The following is a 23,948-nucleotide window of genomic DNA, read 5'->3' as shown; positions in this document are numbered from 1 at the left end:
GATAAAAAGATAAAGTTGCATGAAAAAACTAGCGGCGCAGCCTCTATATAAGCAAGTTATACGCGAAGTTATGACTGCGGTTGAGGCAGGTGAATGGCAGGATGACGAAAGTTTACCGAGCGAGGTTGAGCTGGGCGTGCGCTTTGGTGTAAGTCAAGGTACAGTCCGTAAGGCGCTTGATTCCTTGGTGACCGAAGGCGTTTTGTATCGGCGTCAGGGTGTAGGTACTTTCGTGGCAGGAATGAATGACTTTCTGGCCCGAGGACAGTTTTTACCCTTGGCCGGTGCCGATGGTGTAGCGCCAAAAATTGAACTACTTGGTTGCGTACGGATTCATGCCGGTGAACAGCTGGCAGATATATTGGGTTTGCGACGAGGTGCTGCCTTATGGCAAGTGCGTCGCTTACTTAGGGTTTCGGGTGTTGTCATTGGGTTGGAAGAAATGTTGCTGCCTGAGGTAGGGTTTCCCAATCTAGATATCCGACGCATTCGTGAGTTAAAAGGAAACTTACGTGAGTTGTGCTGGCGCGATTTTGGTGTGCGCTTGCGTGATGGTGAAGTGCGCTATCGCGCGGTAGCTGCAGGACAGAGCGAGGCACGTTTACTGATGGTGGATTTAAACGAGCCGTTATTGCAATTGGTTCGTTTAGCGAGAGATTTTGAAGGTAAGCCACAGGTTTGGAGTGTGGCATGGCTCAAAACCGAGACACTGGCTTTTGAACCCGCACCATTTGCATAGATTTTTTAATGCTGATAACAGCTCCTTTAAGGACTAAATCAGACTACCTAAGCTCTTAGAGCTTTATTTGTAACTTAGAGAGGAAAGAGCGTATGCAAAAAACACGCCCAAAACACCTCGCGCTATGGCAAATCCGTTTGCCACTGCCGGGGATTGTGTCCATCTTGCACCGCATTAGCGGTTTGTTGATGTTCGCAGCCATTCCATTCATGTTGTATGCGCTAGAGGGCTCTTTGGCGTCCAATGAGCGTTTTGCAGCATTTAAAGACTGCATCGGCAATCCGCTGGTGAAGCTGTTCTTATTGGCGGTGTTGTGGGCCTATTTGCATCACGCCTGTGCGGGTACGCGCTTTTTGTTTTTAGATATCCATAAAGGTTTGGATTTAAAAACTGCGCGCCTCACTTCTTACCTTGTCTTGGCAGTGAGCTTGTCATTGACCGTCATTATTGGAGCGATCACATGGTAAATCGTCATGTTGTCGGTGCGCATTATGGCTTGCGCGATTGGTTAGTGCAGCGCGTGACTGCCGTCATTATGTTGGCTTACACCTTGGGTGTAGTGGCCTTTATTCTTTTTGCCAACGGCGCGTCATTTGAAGCTTGGCAAGCCTTATTCGCCTGCACCTGGGTGAAAATTGTCACTACGATTACGATCATTGCATTGTTATGGCATGCCTGGGTTGGCGTACGCGACATTTGGATGGATTACATCCAGCATATTGGCGTCAAGCTCACAATGCACGTGCTGACACTGCTGTGGTTGCTCGCTAGCTTGATTTACATGGTTAAAGTTGTATGGGGTGTTTTATGAGCCAAGAATCTACAAAACGTCCGATTCCAGTTCGCAAATTTGACGCGCTGATCGTCGGCGCGGGTGGTGCGGGATTACGTGCTGCGTTGCAATTATCTGAAGCGGGGGTTAAAACCGCCGTTCTATCTAAAGTATTCCCAACGCGCTCGCATACCGTAGCCGCGCAAGGTGGTGTTTCGGCGTCATTGGGTAATTCTGAGCCTGATCACTGGACTTGGCATATGTACGACACCGTCAAAGGTTCGGACTGGCTGGGTGACCAAGACGCGATTGAATTTATGTGCCGTGAAGCACCAAAAGTGGTGATTGAGCTTGAGCATTTTGGTATGCCGTTCGATCGCAATGCTGACGGCACGATTTATCAGCGCCCATTCGGCGGCCACATGAGTAACTTCGGCGAAAAACCAGTTCGCCGCGCCTGTGCTGCGGCTGACCGTACTGGTCACGCCATGTTGCACGCTTTATATCAACGTAACGTTCGCGCTAATACGCAATTTTTCGTTGAGTGGATGGCGCTGGACTTGATTCGCGACGAAAACGGCGCGGTGCAAGGCGTGGTTGCGATGGAGATGGAAACCTCGGAAGTCGTGATTTTCCAAGCTAAAGCCACTTTGTTTGCTACTGGCGGCGCGGGCCGGATTTATTCTTCTTCAACCAATGCCTTTATTAATACTGGCGACGGTTTGGGCATGGCCGCGCGCGCTGGTGTGCCGTTAGAAGACATGGAATTCTGGCAGTTCCACCCAACTGGCGTTGCCGGTGCGGGGGTGTTGATTACTGAAGGTGTGCGCGGTGAGGGCGGTATTTTACGCAACTCTAACGGCGAGCGCTTTATGGAGCGTTACGCACCGAATGCCAAAGACTTAGCTTCGCGAGACGTGGTTTCGCGTGCGATGGTGACCGAGATTAACGAAGGCCGTGGTTGCGGCCCAAATAAAGATCACGTTTTGCTGGACATTACGCATTTAGACCCAGAAGTGATTATGTCGAAATTGCCGGGTATTCGCGAAATCTCGATCAAATTTGCCGGTGTTGATCCAATCAAAGCGCCAATCCCTGTTGTACCAACTTGCCACTACCAAATGGGCGGCATTCCGACCAATTACAAAGGCGAAGTGGTCACTGGCGACTCAACCATCAAAGGCTTTTACGCTGCCGGTGAGTGCGCTTGTGCTTCAGTGCATGGTGCCAATCGCTTGGGTACCAACTCATTGCTTGATTTATTGGTGTTTGGTAAATCGTCTGGTAATTCAATGATCGACTACATTAAGTCGCACCATGAATCGTTCCCAGAAATCTCAATGCAAGACGTTGAGCGTTCAGTGGCACGTGTTGCCCGTTTGGATAATCAAACAACGGGTACGAATGTGAATAAGCGCGCTTGGCGATGCAACGCACAATGCAAGCGCATGCTGGCGTATTCCGCTTTAAAGACATGCTCGCTGAAGGCGTTTCGAAGATTCTCGAAGTCGAAAAAAATGGTTAAAAACACCGTGATTGCCGACAAATCGAAAACCTTTAATACCGCGCGCCTTGAAGCGTTGGAATTAGAAAATCTGATCGAAGTGGCTAAAGCAACGATGATTTCTGCCAATGCGCGCACTGAATCACGTGGCGCGCACGTGCGTGACGACGCGATTGATAGCCCAGAGCAACCGAATGGTCGTGACGATAAAAACTGGCTGAAACACAGCCTGTGGTTTAGCTCAGACAATCGCCTTGAATATAAACCCGTCAATTTAACGCCGCTGACTGTTGACTCTGTCGCGTTGAAGACTCGCTCATACTAAGAGGTTGCTATGACTACCCAATCCGTAAAATTTCGCGTTTATCGTTACGATCCAGATAAAGACGCTAAGCCATATATGCAAGACATCAGTGTTGATGTCGACACCACCACTGAGCGCAAATTGCTCGATGCCTTGGTGAAACTCAAAGTGGTGGATGAATCGTTGTCATTTCGTCGTTCATGCCGTGAAGGCGTGTGTGGTTCGGATGCAATGAACATCAACGGCAAAAATGGTCTGGCCTGTATTACCGATATCGATACGCTCAAACAGCCAATCGAAGTGCGTCCGTTGCCAGGCTTGCCAGTGATTCGTGATTTGATCGTCGATATGACGCAGTTTTTTAAGCAATATCATTCGATCAAGCCGTATGTGATTAACGACAGCCCAGCACCAGATCGTGAACGCCTGCAAAGCCAAGAAGATCGTAAAGAGCTTGATGGTTTGTATGAGTGTATTTTGTGCGCCTGCTGCTCAACATCATGTCCATCGTTCTGGTGGAATCCGGACAAGTTTGTCGGTCCTGCTGGTTTGTTAGCGGCGTATCGCTTTATTGCCGATACCCGTGACGAAGCCACTAGCGCGCGTTTGGATAATCTAGAAGATCCTTATCGCTTGTTCCGCTGCCATAGCATCATGAATTGCGTTGATGTTTGCCCGAAAGAGCTCAATCCAACCAAGGCCATCGGCAAGATTAAAGATTTAATGGTGAAGCGTATTTCTTAATAGTAGGTGGGTATTTCCTTCTAGACTTTTTGTGACAAAGCCTGCATGGTTATACCCATAGGGGGTCTAGATGAATGAAGTTGAATTTAAAAGAATCGTGTGGCGCTCTCGTCGTGGATTGTTGGAATTAGATCTGCAATTAGAGCGCTTCGTTTCCGATGTTTTACCCACGTTATCTGAGTCTGAATTGGCTGTGTACGAACAAGTTTTAATGCTGCCCGATTGGGACTTTTTAGAGTACGTCAATGGCAAGTCAGTGTGTCCTGATGCACAGCTGGCCGTGATGATAGCGCGCATTAGCGCCGCACAACAGTAACGTACAGCTTAGGCTGTTTAACAGGAGTCTATAGATGGATAAGAAAGTCACGCTAACGTATAACGACGGACAAAGCACACTCGATTTCCCAGTGTTGCCGAGCACGCTGGGTCCTGATGTTGTAGATATCCGTAAATTTTCGCAAACGGGGATGTTTACCTTCGACCCAGGTTTTTTAGCAACTTCAAGTTGCGAATCCAAAATCACTTTCATCGACGGTGATTTAGGGCAGTTGTACTACCGTGGCTATCCCATCGAACAGTTGGCAGAAGACTCTGATTACCTCGAAGTCTGCTATTTGTTGATCAACGGTGAGTTGCCAACCGTGGCTGAAAAAGCCGGCTTCCAAAAAACCGTCATGAGTCACACCATGATTCACGACCAATTGACGCGCTTTTTTAACGGCTTTCGCCGTGACGCGCATCCTATGGCAATGATGGTCGGCGTAGTGGGTGCTTTGTCAGCGTTCTACCAAGACAGCTTGGACATCAATAACGAAGAACACCGCAAAGTGGCGATGTTCCGTTTGATTTCTAAAATCCCCAACCGTGGCAGCCATGTGCTACCGCTACAACCAAGGTTTGCCATTCGTTTACCCACGTAACGATTTGAGCTACACCGCCAACTTCATGCACATGATGTTCTCGACGCCATGCGAGCCGTATGTACCCAACCCAGTATTGGTGCGCGCGCTGGATGTGATTTTCACCTTGCATGCCGATCACGAACAAAATGCATCGACTTCAACCGTGCGTTTGGCCGGTTCGTCAGGCGCTAATCCGTTTGCCTGTATCGCTGCAGGTATTGCTTGCTTGTGGGGCCCATCACACGGCGGCGCCAACGAAGCAGTCTTGGTGATGCTGGACGAAATCGGCTCAGTAGAAAACGTACCAGCCTTTATGGATGGTGTGAAAGCTAAAACGCATAAATTGATGGGCTTTGGTCATCGTGTTTACAAAAACACCGACCCACGCGCCAATGTGATGCGCCGTATCTGCCATGAAGTCTTGGCTGAAATGGGCTTGCAAGACGATCCGAAATTCAAATTGGCAATGGAATTGGAAAAAATCGCGCTGGAAGATCCGTACTTCATCGAGCGTAAACTTTATCCAAACGTTGATTTCTACTCAGGCATCGTTCAATCGGCCTTGGGCATTCCTGTACCGATGTTTACGGTGATTTTTGCCTTGGCACGCACTGTAGGTTGGATTAGCCACTGGAATGAAATGATTTCTGATCCAGGGATGAAAATCGGTCGTCCACGCCAGCAATACACTGGCGCGCAAAAACGCGATTTTGTACCTATTGATCAACGCGGCTAAGACCCCGTTCCTGCGCCCTTATGTACCCCATGAGGGCGTAGCAGCATTGACCGGCCTAGGTGCATCAACTTGCAAAGCTTAGGCGGATAAAACTGGATACACGGCAATGATGAAAGAACTCGAAACAAATTCTCAGCTTTTTGGCGGCAACGCACCTTTCGTAGAAGATCTTTACGAACAGTATTTATTTGACCCCACTTCGGTAGATACTGAATGGCGGGCCTATTTTGACAAGCTGCAACTCAGTAGCGGTAATACCGCACGTGATATTGCACGTGCGCCGATTGAAGAGTCGTTTCGGCAGTTAGCCAAGCAGCCAATTCGTGCAGCTGGCGTTGCCGATGAAGGCGCAATTGAACGCCAAGTCAACGTACTGCGTTTGATTTCAGCGTACCGCATTATGGGTAGCCGTGGCGCGAGCTTAGATCCATTGGAAAGAATGGATAAAGTGGCGATGCCACAATTGGATCCAAAAACTTACAACCTATCTGATAGTGATATGGCGGTGAAGTTGGGGACCAATATCGCTGGCTTAGAGCGGGCAACGCCTACAGAAGTGCTGGGATTTTTAAAGCAAACTTATTGCGGCAATATTGGCTTGGAATACATGCACATTACCGATGCGGAAGAGCGCAACTGGGTGCAAGAGTTCTTTGAGTCAAGTCGCTCGCAACCGAGCTTTAATGTCGAGCAGAAAAAACGCATTCTCAAGCAAGTGACTGCCGCAGAAACGCTTGAGCAGTATTTGCATAAAAAATATGTGGGTCAAAAACGCTTCTCGCTCGAAGGCGGCGATTCAATGATTCCGGCAGTTGATTATTTAGCACAAGCAGCCGGTGCGGCCGGTGTGCAAGAAATGGTCATCGGCATGGCGCATCGTGGCCGCTTGAATATGCTAGTCAATATCTTGGGCAAGCAACCGCGTGATTTGTTCGGCGAATTTGAAGGCCGTTACGACACCTCGCTGGCATCGGGCGATGTGAAGTACCACATGGGCTTTAGCTCGGACATCCCAACGGCTGGTGGTCCATTGCATTTAACCTTGGCGTTTAATCCATCGCATTTAGAAATCGTTAACCCTGTGGTTGAGGGTTCGGTGCGTGCACGTCAACATCGCCGCCGCGATGTGATTGGTGACCAAGTATTGCCGTTATTGATTCATGGTGACTCGGCCTTTATTGGCCTAGGTACCAATCAAGGTACGTTTAATCTGTCGCAAACGCGCGGTTATGGCACTGGTGGTACGGTACATTTGGTGATCAATAACCAAGTGGGCTTCACGACCTCGGACATTCGCGACAATCGTTCGACGATTTACAGTACTGATATCGCCAAGATGGTTGAAGCGCCGATTTTCCACGTCAATGGTGATGATCCAGAAGCCGTTTGCTTGGTGACGGATGCGGCATTGAAATACCGTCAGAAATTCCATAAAGACGTAGTGATTGATCTGGTTTGCTACCGTAAACACGGTCACAACGAAGCCGATGATCCATTTGTAACGCAGCCAATGATGTATCGCCAAGTGGCTAAGCATCCGGGTGCGCGCCGTAAATACGCGGATCGTTTGATTGCCGAAGGCGTAGTCACTGCAGCAGAAGCTGATGGCATGATTCAAGCGTATCGCGATGCACTGGATCGTGGTGAGCACGTTGAAAAAAACCACGCTGACTGATTACAAACGCTCACACGCCATTGACTGGTCAAAATACCTCGGTACGCACTGGCGTCAGCCGGTCGTAACGGCCGTTCCACAAGCCGATTTGATTCGCTTGACCGAAAAATTCACTGCAGTGCCAGAAGGCTTTAAGCTGCGCGCTAACGTTGAAAAAATCATCAACGAACGTAAAGCAATGGCCGCAGGTGATACGCCAGTTGACTTTGGTATGGCCGAGCATTTGGCTTACGCCACCTTGTTGACTGAAGGTCATGGTGTGCGTTTGTCGGGTGAAGATTCGGGCCGTGGTACGTTTAATCATCGCCATGCTGTTTTGCACGATCAAAATCGTGAGAAATGGGATCACGGCGTGCATGTGCCGCTACAAAATCTATCGGAAAACCAAGCACCATTCCGCGTGATTGATTCGATCTTGAACGAAGAAGCCGTTTTGGCCTTTGAATATGGCTATGCCTGCTCAGAGCCGAACGAATTAGTGATTTGGGAAGCGCAGTTTGGTGACTTTGCCAACGGCGCGCAGGTGGTTATCGACCAATTTATTACTTCGGGTGAAACCAAGTGGGGCCGTTTGTGTGGCCTGACTATGGTCTTGCCGCACGGTTACGATGGTCAAGGTCCAGAGCATTCTTCAGCGCGGGTTGAGCGTTATTTACAATTGTGTGCTGAGCACAACATCCAAGTGGTGATGTTGTCTGAAGCGGCGCAAATGTATCACGTGCTGCGCCGTCAAATGTTGCGTCCATATCGCAAGCCATTGATTGTCATCATGAGTAAAAAACTCTTGAAGGCAAAAAATGCCGCCAGCCCAATTGAGCATTTTACCAATGGTGAATTCCGCTCGGTGATCGGTGAAGCGCAAGAGCTCGATGGTAAAAAAGTCAAACGCGTGGTGTGCTGCTCAGGTCAAGTGTATTTCGATCTGCTGGCCGGCCGCAGTGAGCGTGAGATTAAAGACATCGCCATCGTGCGGATTGAGCAACTGTACCCATTCCCAGCCGATGAGCTCAAAGCAGAATTGAGCAAGTATCCAAACGCTAAAGAAATTATGTGGGCGCAAGAAGAACCACGCAATCAAGGCGCATGGCATCAACTACGTCATCGCTTAGAAGACGTGCTGGAAGCAAAACAAGTGTTGCAATACGCGGGTCGTCCATCGTCAGCGTCGCCTGCAGTGGGTTATATGAGTAAGCATAATGCGCAGCTCAAAACCCTTGTTGATGATGCAATGAAACTGTAAATCCAACGCCACGCAGCGCGTGGCGTAATGGCTGAACTGGCCAAAACTCTGGAGATGAAAAATGATTGTTGATGTCTTAGTGCCACAATTGCCTGAATCAGTATCGGAAGCGACTTTAGTTTCTTGGAAGAAAAAAGTCGGCGAAGCGGTTGCTCGCGATGAAAATTTGATTGACCTTGAAACCGACAAAGTCGTGCTAGAAATTCCAGCACAACAAGCCGGTGTATTGGTTGAATTACTTGAAGTGGATGGCGCAACGGTAGGTAGCTTGCAACTGATCGCGCGTATCGACACCACTGCCGTTGCTCAAGCCGCACCTGCTGCTGCCGCGCCAGTGGCCGCAGTGGCTGATGCCACTGTAGTGGGTATGCCAGCCGCGAAAAAAAAACTGGCCGCTGATGCCGGTGTGAATCTAGCGGATGTTGCCGGTACCGGTCGTGATGGCCGTGTATTAAAAGAAGACGTGCAAAACCATCTCAGCAAGCCAACAGCTGCCGCGGCACCAGCGCCAGTGGTGGCCACTTCGACCGATGGCCGTGCTGAACAACGGGTACCAATGAGCCGCTTGCGTGCTCGCGTTGCTGAGCGTTTGCTGCAATCGCAACAAACTAACGCCATCCTGACCACGTTCAACGAAGTGAACATGAAGCCAGTGATGGATTTACGCAACAAATACAAAGATAAATTCGAGAAAGAGCACGGCGTTAAACTCGGCTTTATGGGCTTTTTTGTAAAAGCCGTCGTTGCCGCTTTGAAGAAATACCCAATCGTTAATGCCTCAGTGGATGGCAATGACATCGTGTATCACGGTTACTTTGATATTGGTGTTGCCGTAGGTAGCCCACGTGGTTTGGTAGTGCCAATCATTCGTAATGCCGATCAATTGTCTTTGGCTGATATCGAAAAAAACCATCGCTGACTTTGGTAAGCGCGCGCAAGAGGGCAAGCTTGGCGTTGAAGAGCTCACTGGCGGTACGTACACCATTTCAAATGGCGGTACTTTTGGTTCGATGATGTCAACGCCGATCATTAACCCACCACAATCAGCGATCTTGGGTATGCACGCCACCAAAGAGCGCGCCATGGTGGTCAATGGTCAAATTGTTGCTTTGCCAATGATGTATCTGGCGCAATCTTACGATCACCGCATTATTGATGGTCGTGAAGCGGTATTGGCTTTAGTGGCGATTAAAGACGCGATTGAAGATCCAGCACGCTTATTGCTCGATTTGTAATTATCTAAGGGTATGCCGCTACTTGCGGCATACCTAAATGTTTGCATTAATATACCCATGCGGGTTATGGATGGAATTCAAAATGTCGAAATCTTTTGACGTTGTGGTGATTGGTGCAGGTCCTGGCGGATATATTGCCGCGATTCGTGCCGCGCAGTTGGGCTTTAATACCGCTTGCGTGGATGAATTTAAAAACAAAGAAGGCAAAGCGTCATTGGGCGGTACGTGCTTAAACGTCGGCTGCATCCCATCGAAAGCATTGCTTGAGTCTTCAGAAAATGTTGAGCGCATCGAGCACAAATTTGCTGCGCACGGCATTACGGTTGAAGGCATGAAATTTGATGTTGGCACCATGCTGGCACGTAAAAATGGCATCGTGAGCAAGCTCACGCAAGGTATCGGCTATTTATTCAAAAAGAATAAAGTCGATAGCTTGCATGGTCATGGCAAGATTTTGGGCCGCGTTGGCGATAAATGGCAGCTAGAAGTGAGTGATGCCGGTCAAACTGAAGTCGTTGAAACCACGCACATCATCATTGCGACCGGTTCAACCCCACGTCAATTGCCACAAGCGCCAGTTGATAACGTGTTGATCTTGGATAACGACGGCGCTTTGTCGATTCCTGCTGTGCCAAAGCGCTTGGGTGTGATTGGTGCCGGTGTTATCGGTTTAGAAATGGGCTCGGTGTGGAAGCGCTTGGGTTCTGACGTAACGATTTTAGAAGGCGCGCCAGGCTTTTTGTTGGCTGCTGACGAAGCGATTGCTAAAGAAGCACATAAGATTTTCACTAAAGATTTGGGTCTGAAAATCAATACCAGCGTCAAAATCGGTGAAATCAACAAAGGTGCTGACTCAGTCACCGTCAATTATGTTGACGCCGATGGTGCAGCGCATACAGAAGAATTCGATAAATTAATCGTTTCTATTGGTCGTCTGCCCAACACTTGGAATCTCGCTAGTGATGCGGTTGGTTTGCCGCTCGACGAGCGCGGTTATGTGATTGTGGATGGTGATTGCCGCACGAGCCTGCCAAACATTTGGGCGGTAGGTGATGTGGTTCGTGGTCCAATGTTGGCGCACAAAGCATCAGAAGAAGGCGTTGCTGTGGCTGAGCGTATTGCTGGCCAGCATCCACATATTGATTTTAACAATGTGCCTTGGGTGATTTACACCAGTCCAGAAATGGCTTGGGTGGGTAAAACCGAACAAACCCTCAAAACCGAAGGCATTGAATACAAGAAAGGTCAGTTCCCATTTGGCCCGAATGGTCGTGCACTCGGTTTGGGTGAAACGGCTGGCTTTGTCAAAATGCTCGCTTGCGCCAAAACAGATCGTATTTTGGGCGTGCATATCATTGGCCCATTCGCTTCTGAGTTGATTACTGAAGCGGTAGTAGCGATGGAATTTAACGCCTCATCTGAAGATATCGCCCGCATCGTTCACGCGCACCCTTCGCTGTCTGAAGCTTTGCATGAAGCAGCATTGGGTGTGGATAAGCGCGGTTTGCATTCGTAATTTCTGATGCAAAAAGTGGGGTATAGGTGGCTTAACCGCTCCTTGTCTGCTTTTTGTGGCAATACTTAATTTGTTGACGGGTGATAACACCCGTCTGTGGTACCTCTGGAGGGTTGTGTTGACCCTCACAATAACACTCTCCTCAAAAAGGATTAATAGAGATGAATCTGCACGAATACCAAGCCAAGGAATTATTGGCTAAGTACGGCTTGCCAGTACAACGCGGCATTTTGGCGACAACCGGCGAAGAAGCTGCTGCGGCGTACGATGCGCTCGGCGGCAAATTTGCGGTGGTTAAAGCACAAGTTCACGCGGGTGGCCGTGGTAAAGCGGGTGGCGTGAAAGTGGTTAAAAGCCGCGAAGAAGCGGCTGCTGAAGCGACCCGTTTGATCGGTACTAATTTGATCACGTATCAAACTGACGCAGAAGGCCAACCAGTGCATAGCGTGCTGGTGTGTGAAGACATGTACCCAGTAACGCGCGAACTTTACCTTGGCGCTGTGGTAGATCGTGGCTCACAACGTATTGTATTTATGGTTTCAACCGAAGGTGGTGTTGAAAAAAGATCGAGAAAGTGGCAGAAGAAACGCCAGAAAAAATCATTAAAGTAACCGTTGATCCATTGGTTGGCATGCAGCCATATCAAGCGCGTGAATGTGCATTTGCTTTGGGCCTTGAAGGCAAGCAAGTGACTCACTTCACCAAAATGATGTTGGGCGCGGCTGAAGCGTTTATCGCTAATGATTTTGCTTTGTTCGAAATCAACCCATTGGCACTGCGTGAAAACGGCGAATTGTGCTGCGTTGACGCCAAAATCGGCCTCGATTCAAATGCGTTGTATCGTCATCCAGAACTGCTGGCTCAGCGTGACAAGTCACAAGAAAACGAGCGCGAAGTGAAAGCGTCTGAGTTCGAGCTGAACTACGTGGCACTTGAAGGCAATATCGGTTGTATGGTCAATGGCGCTGGTTTGGCGATGGCCACCATGGACATCATCAAACTCAAAGGTGGCCAGCCAGCTAACTTCTTGGACGTGGGTGGCGGCGCAACCAAAGAGCGCGTGATCGAAGCTTTCAAATTGATCTTGGCTGATTCGTCAGTAAAAGGCGTTTTGATCAATATTTTCGGTGGTATCGTGCGTTGCGACATGATTGCTGAAGCGATTATCGCTGCGGTAAAAGAAGTGAACGTGACTGTGCCTGTTGTGGTTCGTCTGGAAGGGAATAACGCTGAATTGGGCGCAAAAATCTTGGATGAATCTGGCTTGAAACTCGTTTCTGCCCAGGGCTTGAACGACGCAGCTGAGAAAATCGTTGCTGCTGTTGCAGCCTTGTAATCACCGCACGAATATGTGACGTAACAAAAGTTGTCTAGCTAGACACCGAATCGCAGACAGTACATTAAGTACGGCAAGATGAGGTAACGCCGCTAGAGAACTTTTGACTTACTACAAAGGAAAAAGACCATGAGCGTTTTGGTTAATAAAGATACAAAAGTGCTGGTGCAAGGTTTCACCGGTAAAAAAACGTACTTTCCATGCAGAACAAGCGTTGAAAGTAGGTACTAAAGTCGTTGGTGGCGTAACACCAGGTAAAGGTGGTTCTGAGCACCTTGGCTTGCCAGTGTTTAACACCATGCGCGACGCTGTAGCGCAAACTCAAGCTGATACTTCAGTGATCTACGTACCTGCAGCTTTCGCTAAAGATTCGATTCTGGAAGCGGTAAACGCCGGCGTGAAGTTGATTGTTTGTATTACTGAAGGCGTGCCAACAATTGACATGCTGTACGTGAAAAAAGCGGTTGATGAAGCGGGTATCCGTTTAATCGGTCCTAACTGCCCAGGTATTATTACTCCGGGCGAGTGCAAGATCGGTATTATGCCGTGGCACATCCACAACCCAGGTCGTATCGGTATCGTTTCACGTTCTGGTACATTGACTTACGAAGCAGTTGCACAAACGACTGCACTCGGTTTGGGTCAATCAACTTGTATCGGTATCGGTGGCGACCCAATCCCAGGTTTGAGCCATATCGACGCATTGAAATTGTTCCAAGATGATCCTGATACTGACGCGATTGTGATGATCGGTGAGATCGGTGGTTCTGCTGAAGAAGAAGCGGCTGAATTTGCTAAGTCTTACGTGACTAAGCCAGTGGTTGGTTACATCGCCGGTGTTACTGCGCCTAAAGGCAAACGTATGGGCCACGCTGGCGCGATCATCTCTGGCGGCAAAGGTACTGCTGAAGAGAAATTCAAAGCGTTTGAACAAGCTGGCATCGCGTACACCCGCAGCCCAGCTGAAATCGGTAAAACGATGTTTGAATTGCTAAAATCAAAAGGCATGATTTAAGTTTTAATTTGCCGTATTGATTTCAAAAGCCATCTTGTAAAAGGTGGCTTTTTTGCATTTTAAGCGCTTATTATCGGCAATAAAGCCATTTCGTGTAGTTAAGATTGGCGCTTAATTTGCCGAAGATGACTCGATGCTGACTGTTTATATTACCTGTGCAAGCAAGAGTCAGCCTGCTATTCTTGTAACTCTATTTTGGTTTTTAACTTAAAGGGGCGATTTATGTCTGAAGCCAGTGAATCTGTACTAATTGATGAAACTAAAGATGTACTGCAAGAAACTGCTGATTTGATGAATGAAGCGGCCAATGCCAGTCCTGAAGAATCAAAAAAAGATCTATGCAAAAATCGCCGCTAATTTATGCGATGCAAAACAACGATTGGTTGAAATTGAATCGGTAGCGGTGAATAAGGCCAAAGTGGCTGCTCAGCAAACGGATCAATATGTGCATGCGCATCCGTGGCAAGCGGTTGGTGTTGGTGCCGCAGTGGGCTTGTTGATTGGCTTTTTGGCAGCTCGGCGCTAAATGAGTCGGCGCGCAACTTGGCGTGATACGGTGGGCGGCTTAGTAGCTGCCCGTTTTTCATTGTTTGGCCTTGAGCTGCGTGATGAGTTTGATCGACTGGCGCAAATGATTGGTTTTGCCATTGCAGCCGCATTTTTGTTGATTATGGCACTGACTTTTGCCGGTTTAGGCTTGCTATTTGGCTTTTGGGAATATCGAGTTATTATTTGTGCCGTTTTTGGTGCGGTGTTTTTAGTGTGTGGATTGTTTGCATACAAGCAATTGTGCCAATTAATGCACGATTTAATTACCCCTTTTCCATTAACCAGTGAAGAATTTGCACAAGACAAAAAAACTCATTGATGCCGCTTTTCATGCCGCAACTTCGACGAAGGAGGGCGCGTGATGGCCAATCAGCAACGTGAGCTCAAAAAGCAGCAACTGGTCTTTCGCTCGCAATTGTGTCGCTTGCAGCTCGAAACTCGGCTACTTGAATCTCGTCGCCCCATGGCGCTGGCGAATGCACTTTTGGGGAATACGCAGTCATTAAGCATGCTCAGTAAATTGGCGCAAATCTTAGCGAAGGCCCATCCATCGATGTCGCGACTCACTCATGGCGTGAAGATATTTGGCGTACTGATGGCGGTGCTTAAGCTATTACGTAACAAATGAACCAGACTTCATGGGCTTGCGTATAATCATGCGACCATGGAGTGATATATGTTCAAGTATCTAGAAGATTTTGTCGGCAATACGCCGCTCGTCAAAAACTCAAGCGTATCCCCGGTGATACGACTAACACGATTTTAGTGAAGCTCGAAGGCAATAATCCGGCTGGCTCTGTGAAAGATCGACCCGCTTTGTCGATGATCCGCCGCGCACAAATGCGCGGAGATATTCAAGCGGGGGATACCTTAATTGAAGCCACGAGTGGCAATACCGGTATTGCTTTAGCCATGGCTGCCGCAGTGATGGGCTATCGGATGGTGTTATTGCTGCCAAAAAATTCCAGCATTGAACGAATTCAAACCATGAAAGCCTACGGTGCTGAAGTGATTTTAACCGAAGGCATGGAAGCGGCTCGAGATCAGGCATTACAAATGGCGCAAGCGGGGCAGGGCTTGATTTTAGATCAGTTTGCCAATGCGGATAATCCACTAGCGCACTTTGAAAGCACCGGTCCAGAGATTTGGCGCGATACTGCTGGAACGATTACGCATTTTGTCTCTAGCATGGGGACCACCGGTACCATTATGGGAACACAGCGCTATTTAAAAGCACAAAATTCAGCCGTGCAAATTATTGGCGTGCAGCCCTGCGATGGCGCACAAATTCCGGGAATTCGTAAATGGACGCCAGAATATGTGCCGACGATTTGTCATTTTGATTTGATCGATCGCTTAATGGAAGTCAATCAAACCGATGCCGAAGCCATGACGCGGCGCCTTGCGCGTGAAGAGGGTATTTTTGCCGGCATCTCCTCGGGTGGTGCTTTATGCGCGGCACTGGCTTTGTCGCAAGAAGTCGAAAACGCGGTGATTGTGAGTATTGTTTGTGATCGAGGCGATCGCTACCTGTCTACCGGAGTGTTCCCTGCGTAAGTGATGCCAAGAAATTATTCGATCTTTGGCATACAAAGTATTAAAGCGGCAACTATTTTGCTTACTGAATGTTTCAAATTAAGAGAACACAATGACGCCAGTTGATTTACATTGTCATTCCAATATTTCTGATGGTTTATTGCCACCCGATGAAGTTGTACGACGTGCCCATTCACGAGGCTGTCAATTATTTGCACTTACCGACCATGATGACGTGCGTGGCTTGGCGTTAGCGCGGCAAACTGCCGATGAGTTGGGCATGCAGTTTGTTAACGGCGTTGAAATCTCAGTTAGCTGGGGTAAGCACACCTTACATATTGTGGGTTTAGGTTTTGATGAAAATGACCCAACGCTTTTGGCTGGGCTTGCTAGTGTGCGCGAGGGGCGCGCTGAGCGTGCTGAGCGGATGGCCAAAGGCCTAGAAAAGCTAGGAATTGAAGGCGTACTAGTTGGTGCACAAAAGTTTGCCGAAAATCCAGAAATGATTAGCCGCACGCATTTTGCCCGTTTTTTTGGTTGAGTCTGGCCGCTGTAAAGACACTAAATCGGTATTTAAAAAATATTTGGTGCGCGGTAAACCGGGCTATGTCGAGCATGAATGGGCGCGATTACACGATGCCATCGATTGGATTCGTGGCGCGGGCGGCGTTGCCGTATTGGCGCACCCAGGGCGCTATGATTTAGGCAATGAAACCTTGCGCGTACTCTTGATCGAATTTCACCGCATGGGCGGTGAAGCGATTGAAGTGGTTTCTGGCACACATAGCATTGCCGATGCGGCGCGATTTGGCCGTTTGGCCAATGACTTTAATTATCAGTGCTCTAGCGGTACTGATTATCATGCCACGGGTGAGGGTTCGAGAGAGCCTGGCTTAAATGCCGATCTTCCTTTTGGCTGCACACCTGTGTGGGAGCGCTGGCTAAAACAGCCTTTACAAGAGGTATCTCGCGCTAACTAACATTGATTATGGTGTGTAGCGACATACCTATTTAACAAGTTGAAAACTCATGTCACAGTTTTTTTCTATTCATGCTGAAAATCCTCAGGCTCGCCTCATTAAACAGGCAGTGGATATTTTACGTAAAGGCGGGATTATCATTTACCCCACCGATTCGTGCTATGCCATGGGTTGCGCTTTAGATAATAAAGATGCGATTGAGCGGATCCGGCGAATTCGTCAGCTCGATGATAAGCATCACTTTACTTTGGCCTGCCGTGATTTATCGCAGCTCGGCAATTATGCCCGCGTAGATAATCAAGCTTTTCGCTTACTCAAAGCGGCGACGCCGGGTAGTTATACGTTTATTTTGATGGCGACCAAAGAAGTGCCGCGCCGGGTGTCGCACCCTAAAAAACTCACGATTGGCTTGCGGGTGCCGGATCATCCGGTGGCTTTGGCCTTATTAGAAGAATTGGGTGAGCCGATGTTGTCGAGTTCTTTATTGTTGCCCAATGAAGAATACCCAATGACGGATGCGTGGGAAATTCGCGATCGTTTAGAGCACGACGTCGATTTGGTGATTGAAGGCGGTTATTGTGGTACGGAACCGACGACAGTGATTGATCTTTCTGGTGATGTGCCGACACTGATTCGGCAAGGCAAAGGCGATGTGACGCCGTTTGCACTTTAAAATAGATTAGAAGGCGGTTATGGAACTGAATATTATTCAAACGATTGCAATCTGGGCCTTGCCAGTGCTGTTTGCAATCACAGCTCACGAAGCGGCGCATGCTTATGCTGCCAAGCGATTAGGCGATTCCACGGCTTTTTTACAAGGCCGAATGACGTTTAACCCCATGAAACACATCGATCCGATTGGGACGGTGTTATTGCCTTTATTGTGCGTATTGTTACCTGGCGGATTTTTGTTTGGTTACGCTAAACCCGTTCCGGTTGATTTTCATGCCTTAAATAATCCTAAGCGCGATATGCGTTGGGTGGCAGCGGCTGGGCCGTTGGCCAATTTAGTTATGGCCTTTATTTGGGCCTTATTATTTCGTTTTGCCGCCAGTGGCTTGGAAGGTAGCTCGTTTCAATTGCCATTGGCATTAATGAGTCAAGCCGGGATTCAAATAAATGTTATTTTAATGGTGCTTAATTTGTTACCAATTCCACCATTGGATGGTGGGCGAATCATGATTTCTATTTTGCCACCCAATTTAGCGCGAACTTTAATGAAAGTTGAGCCTTATGGTTTTTTCATTATCATTGCCTTATTGGTAACCGGTATTTTAGGGTATATCTTGGTGCCATTGATGACGATGGTGATGCGTTTAATTCAAATTGTTTTGTAGGTGCAGCTAATGCGCGGCATTGTTTTTCCGGTGGTGCTGATTGTAATTGGTGCCGGCTGGCTGATGAATTCGCTCGATTTTTTCCCTAGCGTGAGCTGGATTATCATTATTGGCTTAATGAGCGCAGGGGTCGCGTTGTTGGCGATTGAAGGCGTGAATAAATCCACCATTGTTTTGGGTCCAATGCTGATTGCCGGTGCAATTACTACATTTTTACGTCAGCAATATCAATTGCCGCTTTCAATTCAGTGGCCGATATTGCTGATATTGTGCGGCGTTTTAATGCTGCTGGCGCGTTCGCGCTGGATTGCCGCTGCGCCACCTAAACCGTGGGAGCAGCAACCCTTACCACCGCGTCAACCCGAATGAATGCCGCCGATTTACCGCTAACGCCATTGGCGCATGTATTTGGTGAGCCTGTACATGCGTTTCCAGCCGATTTATATATCCCGCCTGAAGCATTGCGCGTCTTATTGATTGAGTTTGAAGGACCGCTCGATTTATTGCTCTATCTAATTCGTAAACAAAATATTGATATTCTCAATATCCCAATGTCGCAGGTGACTACGCAATACATGGCTTATGTTGAAGCGATGGAAGCATGTCATATTGAATTGGCGGCTGAGTATTTATTAATGGCCGCCATGCTGATTGAAATTAAATCTCGACTCTTGGTGCCCAAGCCCGTTATCGAAGTTGATTTTATGGATGAAGAAGATCCGCGTGCTGAATTAATGCGCCGTTTATTAGAATACGAACAAATGAAATTAGCGGCGCAAGCATTAGATGTTTTGCCGCAAGCGGAGCGAGATTTTACTTGGGTGGCGGTGCATATCGAATCAGAGTGTGCCGCAGTTTTACCCGATGTGAGTTTAATGGATTTAAAACTCGCTTGGCTGGGTTTAATTGCGCGTAGTAAACAAGTACAGCACCATGTGATTGCCAGCGAGCAATTGTCAGTGCGAGCGCAAATGGCGCATATTTTGCGGGTCATTGCCAATGGGCGCTATTATGAGTTTAATGAACTGTTTGATTTGCAGCAGGGTGTACCATTATTTGTGGTGACTTTTATTGCCATTTTAGAATTGGTTAAAGAGCGTTTAATTTCAGTGACGCAATATGCGGTATTAACGCCGGTTTATATTCAGTTGATTCGTGCGGAATCCGCTGCGGGATAAATTAAACCCCAGATAAATCGTAAAGTTGATTTATCTTGCATCGTGGTGACACTCTCTGAGTGCTCAATTTGCTGTCTGCGGCAATCTCGCCCAGCCATCAGTTGCATGCATATCGATGGGATTGATTGGTTATTGGCGTCGTAATACTGCAATTGCCGATTAACAGATGGATCTGCCGCTAAATTTTTTGTGAGTTTTAAATGGATCAAAATCAAGCAATTAAAATCATTGAAACGGTATTGTTAACGAGTCAAGAAGCATTACGTGTTTCGCAAATTAAAAAAGTATTTAATGATGAATTGAGTTCGGCGTTGGTTTTGCAATGCCTGAACGAAATTGCATTGGCTTGGCAAGATCGTGGTATTGAATTATTAGAGCTCGCCAATGGTTGGCGCTTTCGCGCTAAACCTGAAATGCAAATTTATTTAAACCAATTAAATCCAGAAAAACCACCGCGCTATAGTCGCGCAGTCATGGAGACGCTGGCGATTATTGCGTATAAACAACCGATTACTCGTGGTGAAATCGAAGAGATTCGCGGCGTGGTGGTGTCAAGCCAGATTATTCAAACTTTAAAAGAGCGTGGCTGGTTAGAAGTGGTTGGGCATAAAGAAGTGCCGGGCCGCCCAGAATTATTGGCGACTAATGCCGCATTTCTCGCGGATTTAGGTTTAAAAAAATTAAGCGAATTGCCGTCTTTTGCTGTGGATGCAGAAACATTAATTCAACGTGATTAATGTAGTTCGTCTTTGTTTGGGATAATTGGCGGTACGTGTTGGCCGCTGTGCGGATTTGTCGGTTTGGTATTGAGTGTATTAGCAGAGCAGCATTCATCATGATTTCTAATTTCTGACGCGTAGCTGTTGGTAGTCTGATAATACCATCTACATTTTGTAGACAGCTTACATAGAAAAAGCTTATGTTGATCAACGTTCCATTTCGATGATCTTCCATTGCCGATGTCGCAATCCAAGCATAAATATTATTTATTGGCGTTAGCCTATCTTTTGGCTGGACTGATTGATTGCAGTGTCTTACCCAAAGATACTTGGTTTAGTCCATTAAACTTGCAATTAGGTATTGCTGTAGCGGGCTTATTGCTAATGGGGCCCAAAGCGATACTCTGCTGTATTCCGGGTGCAATTTGTTATGGGCTTGAGCTTGCCGCACCGACTGTATGGCTTGCGGCCACTGTTGCACTGCTCAATCTAGCGCAGGCGCTCTGTGTTTTTAGCTTGTTGCCACTGTTTGTGCCTGAAGGCGAATTTAGAATCAACGATAGTCATCGTTTATTATTGGCTGGCCCAATTTATAGCAATATTTTATTTGCTAGTATTTTCATGTCCTTGGTGCAATTTGTAATTGCTCAGCCTTTATTGCTGCAAAATTGGCTAATGGTTTGGTTGGCTCAATCCTTAAGTCTATTAATTGTAATTCCCGGTGTATATGCGGTATTGAGCGACAAAGACTCGCTCAATGCCAATTGGATTATTGAATTAACCTTAATCATTACCGTAGTGGCTGGTGGCAGTATTTTATTACTGCAAGGGCATAATGTGTATGCTCTTGAATTTGCCTATTTAATGTTTCCTTTGTTTATTTGGTCGTCATTGCGCCTGGGGCAAATTGCCAATAGCGCCATTGCCTTAGTCATTTTGCTGGTGGTCAGTAGTCAATATATTGGTGAAACCAATTCTATTGTGCATACCGTTCGATTGTTATTTTTATTGGCAATTGCGCTGCAAACGGCAATTTTTTTAACTGCTTCGCACCGTGAAAATCAACGCGCAATTAATGGTGCGCGCTTGGCAGGAAAGATTTTTCAGCATGCCAGCGAAGGTATTTTATTGACCGATGCCAATGCCAAGATTATTGCGATTAATCCCGCTTTTGAAAAAATAACCGGCTTTCAAGCTCGCGATGCGATTGGCAAAACCTCGCGTATTTTTGGCCGCCAGCAAGGGCAACTTAGTGTATTGCAATCGAATCAATTAACCAGTTTGCATCAAATTGGTCATTGGGAGGGCGAGGTGCAAGATTGGCGCAAAGGTGGTGGTGCTTATCCTGCTTGGCTGTCAATGAGTGCGGTGCGTGATGAATATAATCAAATCACCAATTATGTCGCAGTTTTTTCTGATTACACCACGCGCGCAAAGAGTCCGAGCAAAAAATGCGCCATTTGGCACAGCATGATGCATTGACTGGCTTACTCAATCGCAGCGGCTTACACGAGGCGCTCGGGCAAACTTTAACGCGGGCCAGCACCAAATGCCGCTCTTTTGCATTGTTGTTTATCGATTTGGATCGATTTAAAACCATTAACGATACTTTGGGCCACGATGTCGGTGATGAACTACTCAAAGTGGTCGCGCAGCGTTTGCAAGGCAATGTAAAGCAATTTGACACGGTGGCGCGCTTGGGTGGCGATGAGTTTACGGTGCTATTAGAAAACGTCATTCATAACGAGCAAATAATTCAGGTCGCCGAGCGTATTTTGTTGGCACTGGGTGAAGTGTATCAAGTGGGCGAACATGAACTTTTTGTCACAGGCTCCATCGGCATTAGTTTATATCCGCATGATGCCGGGCAAGCGGCGCAATTAATGAAAAACGCTGACATTGCGATGTATCGCGCCAAAGAAATGGGCAAAAACACTTACCAGTTTTATTCGATCGATATGAATATGGCGCATCAAATGTCGCATTTGAATTTAGAAAATGCGCTGCGTTTTGCCTTAGAGCGCCAGCAATTACAATTATGGTATCAACCGCAGTTTGATTTAGCGACTGGGCAATTGGCTGGTTTGGAATGTTTAATTCGCTGGCGGCACCCGCAATTGGGTTTGATATCCCCACTCGAATTTATTCCAATTGCCGAAGAAAATGGTTTGATCATTCCCATTGGCGATTGGGTACTGAATGAAGCGTGCCAATGTGTGCAGCGCTGGCGGCAGCAAGGGTTTGTGGTGCCACAAATTGCCGTAAACCTGTCGGTGCGGCAATTTAGGCCTGATCTTTTGCTCTCGCAAGTGACGCAAGCGTTGCAAAATAGCGGACTACCCGCCCAAGTGTTGGAGCTTGAAGTCACCGAGAGCTTGATTATGACGCGGATTAATGAAGCGGTGGCCATTTTGCAGCAGCTTAAACAATTGGGCGTGAAAGTGGCAATTGATGATTTTTGGTACCGGTTATTCATCCTTATCACAGCTTAAAAACTTACCGCTGGATACATTAAAAATTGACCGCTCGTTTATTGAAGGCATTCCTGAACAGGTTGATGATGTGGTGATTGCCGAAACCATTGTGATTTTGGCCCAAAAATTGGGCTTGAATGTCGTTGCCGAAGGCGTAGAAACGCAAGCACAAATGCAGATCTTGCGGGATATGGGTTGCGCTTGTGCGCAAGGTTATTTTTATAGCAAACCATTAGCAGCGCCGGATATGGAAAAAATGCTGATCAGTATGACCCAGCAAGTGAGCGAGGTATATTAATCTAGGGCTTATATGACTTTGCTTAGAGGGCAATACAGGTGGTAGCGGATGGTTAAAGCGTAACCTACCAGTTTGCAGTTAGGACTGCCTTGGCTCATGCACGCAGCGAGTAAGAGCCAAGGCGGCTCGCGAATACGAAGAGGATTATTTTTTTGCCACTGGCTTGGCTGGCTCATCGCCACGCAGATAAGCCGCTTTGATTTCATCGGCTAGCTGCAACACCGCCGTGGCGTACAAAGTGCTCTTGTTATAGCGAGTAATCACGTAAAAATTATTAAAGCCTAAAAAGTGCTGGGTGAAGCCTGGTTCTGTTTCTAGCGCGTATAACACCGCCGCTTGCTGAGTGTTGATTTCGGCAATCGGCGCCACGCCTTTGGCGATTAATTCATCCACCGTGTAATGAAGATTAAATTTATCGGCCAATAATTGGCTGGGGTCTTGATTCATATTGACTGCAGTAAAGGTGTCGCCTTGATCCACCCAGCCGTGTTGATTTAGATAATTGGCCACCGAGGCCAGCGCGTCGCCGGGGTTGTTCCAAATGTCGTGACGGCCATCGCCATCCCAATCTTGCGCATATTTCCGGAAAGACGATGGCATAAATTGCGGCCAGCCCATTGCACCGGCATAACTGCCTTTAAATGACGCGGCGTCTTGTTGCTCTGCTTGCGCTAATAAGAAAAACTCAGTGAGTTCTTTTTGAAAGTACGCGGCACGGCGTGGGTAATTAAATGCAATGGTGCTTAAAGCATCAACAATCCGAAACGAGCCGGTATACGTGCCGTAATTGGTTTCAGCGCCTAAAATGGCCAACATCACTTCGGGGGCGACTTTGTATTGCTTAGCAATGGCATTAATTAAATCGGCATGATTGCGCCAAAATTTAGCGCCATTATTGATGCGGGTTTTATTCACAAAATTGGCTTGAAACTCATGCCAAGGTCGGCTGGTTGACGGGCGATCCAAAATCGTAATGATATTGTTTTTGGTTTGCGCGTCTTGCAACACATTCGTTAAGTAATCTTCACTAAAGCCATGCGTGGCGGCGGTTTGGCGAATGTAGTCTTGCACTTCTGGACGGCTAATTAATTCATCATCCGCAACAGAAGGGGCCGATACAGCGAGGGTCGCCAAGATGGCCAGGGTGATTTTTTTCATG

Annotated in this window: 22 protein-coding genes and 6 pseudogenes; 27 read left to right on the top strand and 1 reads right to left on the bottom strand. The window is 47.5% G+C overall.

The features are described from left to right. Positions 1-19 precede the first annotated feature (19 nt). The 27 genes and pseudogenes from GKO28_RS17900 (at position 20) to GKO28_RS17780 (ending at position 22,789) form a co-directional block, all read left to right on the top strand. Positions 20-739: a GntR family transcriptional regulator gene (locus tag GKO28_RS17900; RefSeq protein WP_173534076.1), complete on the top strand. Its 720-nt coding sequence runs from the start codon at positions 20-22 to the stop codon at positions 737-739. A 92-nt stretch (positions 740-831) separates the two neighbouring features. Then, positions 832-1,206, top strand: a complete 375-nt coding sequence (sdhC, locus tag GKO28_RS17895; protein WP_182077286.1) for a succinate dehydrogenase, cytochrome b556 subunit — start codon at positions 832-834, stop codon at positions 1,204-1,206. Beyond that, the gene (sdhD, locus tag GKO28_RS17890; protein ID WP_182077285.1) at positions 1,200-1,550 is read left to right on the top strand and encodes a succinate dehydrogenase, hydrophobic membrane anchor protein; all 351 of its coding nucleotides are present in this window, start codon (positions 1,200-1,202) and stop codon (positions 1,548-1,550) included. The genes sdhC and sdhD overlap by 7 nt, the downstream gene beginning before the upstream one ends. Next, positions 1,547-3,340 carry a succinate dehydrogenase flavoprotein subunit gene (gene sdhA / locus GKO28_RS17885; protein ID WP_247646632.1) on the top strand — a complete coding sequence of 598 codons (1,794 nt, stop codon included), beginning with the start codon at positions 1,547-1,549 and terminating at the stop codon, positions 3,338-3,340. Before sdhD ends, sdhA begins: the two co-directional genes overlap by 4 nt. A 9-nt stretch (positions 3,341-3,349) precedes the next feature. Further along, the gene (locus GKO28_RS17880) at positions 3,350-4,063 is read left to right on the top strand and encodes a succinate dehydrogenase iron-sulfur subunit (RefSeq protein ID WP_027467334.1); all 714 of its coding nucleotides are present in this window, start codon (positions 3,350-3,352) and stop codon (positions 4,061-4,063) included. A gap of 70 nt (positions 4,064-4,133) precedes the next feature. Beyond that, a complete protein-coding gene (locus GKO28_RS17875; protein WP_173534080.1) occupies positions 4,134-4,379 on the top strand; it encodes a succinate dehydrogenase assembly factor 2 in 246 nt (81 codons plus the stop codon). Positions 4,380-4,413: 34 nt separating this feature from the next. Next, positions 4,414-5,701, top strand: a pseudogene (gene gltA, locus GKO28_RS17870) (citrate synthase). A gap of 106 nt (positions 5,702-5,807) precedes the next feature. Next, a pseudogene (locus GKO28_RS17865) lies at positions 5,808-8,616 on the top strand (2-oxoglutarate dehydrogenase E1 component). Between the two features lie 61 nt (positions 8,617-8,677). Beyond that, positions 8,678-9,851: pseudogene (gene odhB / locus GKO28_RS17860) on the top strand (2-oxoglutarate dehydrogenase complex dihydrolipoyllysine-residue succinyltransferase). 82 nt (positions 9,852-9,933) lie between these two features. Continuing rightward, the gene (gene lpdA / locus GKO28_RS17855; protein ID WP_182077284.1) at positions 9,934-11,367 is read left to right on the top strand and encodes a dihydrolipoyl dehydrogenase; all 1,434 of its coding nucleotides are present in this window, start codon (positions 9,934-9,936) and stop codon (positions 11,365-11,367) included. Positions 11,368-11,528: 161 nt separating this feature from the next. Continuing rightward, a pseudogene (sucC, locus tag GKO28_RS17850) lies at positions 11,529-12,703 on the top strand (ADP-forming succinate--CoA ligase subunit beta). A gap of 129 nt (positions 12,704-12,832) precedes the next feature. Then, positions 12,833-13,718 (top strand): annotated as a pseudogene (gene sucD / locus GKO28_RS17845) (succinate--CoA ligase subunit alpha). A 222-nt stretch (positions 13,719-13,940) separates the two neighbouring features. Next, entirely contained in the window at positions 13,941-14,075 is a 135-nt protein-coding gene (locus GKO28_RS22040; RefSeq protein ID WP_282099369.1) for a hypothetical protein, read from the top strand. A gap of 22 nt (positions 14,076-14,097) precedes the next feature. Beyond that, positions 14,098-14,244: a YqjD family protein gene (locus GKO28_RS17840; RefSeq protein WP_247646631.1), complete on the top strand. Its 147-nt coding sequence runs from the start codon at positions 14,098-14,100 to the stop codon at positions 14,242-14,244. Next, entirely contained in the window at positions 14,245-14,586 is a 342-nt protein-coding gene (locus GKO28_RS17835) for a phage holin family protein (RefSeq protein WP_182077282.1), read from the top strand. It begins immediately after the preceding gene. Between the two features lie 42 nt (positions 14,587-14,628). Beyond that, positions 14,629-14,895 (top strand): hypothetical protein, encoded by a 267-nt coding sequence (locus GKO28_RS17830; RefSeq protein WP_173534089.1) that lies wholly within the window; start codon positions 14,629-14,631, stop codon positions 14,893-14,895. A gap of 48 nt (positions 14,896-14,943) precedes the next feature. Next, positions 14,944-15,824, top strand: a pseudogene (cysM, locus tag GKO28_RS17825) (cysteine synthase CysM). 91 nt (positions 15,825-15,915) lie between these two features. After that, the gene (locus tag GKO28_RS20655) at positions 15,916-16,344 is read left to right on the top strand and encodes a PHP domain-containing protein (RefSeq protein WP_247646630.1); all 429 of its coding nucleotides are present in this window, start codon (positions 15,916-15,918) and stop codon (positions 16,342-16,344) included. Beyond that, complete coding sequence (locus tag GKO28_RS20650; RefSeq protein WP_247646629.1) at positions 16,325-16,783, top strand: hypothetical protein; 459 nt, start codon at positions 16,325-16,327, stop codon at positions 16,781-16,783. The genes GKO28_RS20655 and GKO28_RS20650 overlap by 20 nt, the downstream gene beginning before the upstream one ends. A 49-nt stretch (positions 16,784-16,832) precedes the next feature. Further along, the gene (locus GKO28_RS17815) at positions 16,833-17,456 is read left to right on the top strand and encodes an L-threonylcarbamoyladenylate synthase (RefSeq protein ID WP_182077281.1); all 624 of its coding nucleotides are present in this window, start codon (positions 16,833-16,835) and stop codon (positions 17,454-17,456) included. Between the two features lie 19 nt (positions 17,457-17,475). Then, positions 17,476-18,120: a site-2 protease family protein gene (locus GKO28_RS17810; RefSeq protein ID WP_182077280.1), complete on the top strand. Its 645-nt coding sequence runs from the start codon at positions 17,476-17,478 to the stop codon at positions 18,118-18,120. A gap of 9 nt (positions 18,121-18,129) precedes the next feature. Then, positions 18,130-18,489 (top strand): hypothetical protein, encoded by a 360-nt coding sequence (locus tag GKO28_RS17805; RefSeq protein ID WP_182077279.1) that lies wholly within the window; start codon positions 18,130-18,132, stop codon positions 18,487-18,489. Beyond that, positions 18,486-19,298, top strand: a complete 813-nt coding sequence (locus tag GKO28_RS17800; RefSeq protein WP_182077278.1) for a ScpA family protein — start codon at positions 18,486-18,488, stop codon at positions 19,296-19,298. The genes GKO28_RS17805 and GKO28_RS17800 overlap by 4 nt, the downstream gene beginning before the upstream one ends. 200 nt (positions 19,299-19,498) lie before the next feature. Further along, a complete protein-coding gene (gene scpB, locus GKO28_RS17795; RefSeq protein ID WP_182077277.1) occupies positions 19,499-20,035 on the top strand; it encodes an SMC-Scp complex subunit ScpB in 537 nt (178 codons plus the stop codon). Positions 20,036-20,257: 222 nt separating this feature from the next. Next, positions 20,258-21,499 (top strand): PAS domain S-box protein, encoded by a 1,242-nt coding sequence (locus GKO28_RS17790; protein WP_182077276.1) that lies wholly within the window; start codon positions 20,258-20,260, stop codon positions 21,497-21,499. Continuing rightward, entirely contained in the window at positions 21,469-22,509 is a 1,041-nt protein-coding gene (locus GKO28_RS17785) for a bifunctional diguanylate cyclase/phosphodiesterase (RefSeq protein ID WP_203564260.1), read from the top strand. Before GKO28_RS17790 ends, GKO28_RS17785 begins: the two co-directional genes overlap by 31 nt. Next, positions 22,469-22,789 carry an EAL domain-containing protein gene (locus GKO28_RS17780; RefSeq protein ID WP_203564259.1) on the top strand — a complete coding sequence of 107 codons (321 nt, stop codon included), beginning with the start codon at positions 22,469-22,471 and terminating at the stop codon, positions 22,787-22,789. The genes GKO28_RS17785 and GKO28_RS17780 overlap by 41 nt, the downstream gene beginning before the upstream one ends. Positions 22,790-22,933: 144 nt before the next feature. Here the strand turns inward: GKO28_RS17780 and mltB are convergent, their stop codons facing one another. Next, positions 22,934-23,947 (bottom strand): lytic murein transglycosylase B, encoded by a 1,014-nt coding sequence (gene mltB / locus GKO28_RS17775; RefSeq protein WP_182077275.1) that lies wholly within the window; start codon positions 23,945-23,947, stop codon positions 22,934-22,936. Position 23,948: the final 1 nt, after the last annotated feature.

This window comes from Deefgea sp. CFH1-16 (assembly GCF_016881365.1).
GTDB lineage: Bacteria > Pseudomonadota > Gammaproteobacteria > Burkholderiales > Chitinibacteraceae > Deefgea.
The sequence above is the reverse complement of the archived record's forward strand: the minus strand, read 5'-3'. Positions and strand labels throughout refer to the sequence as shown.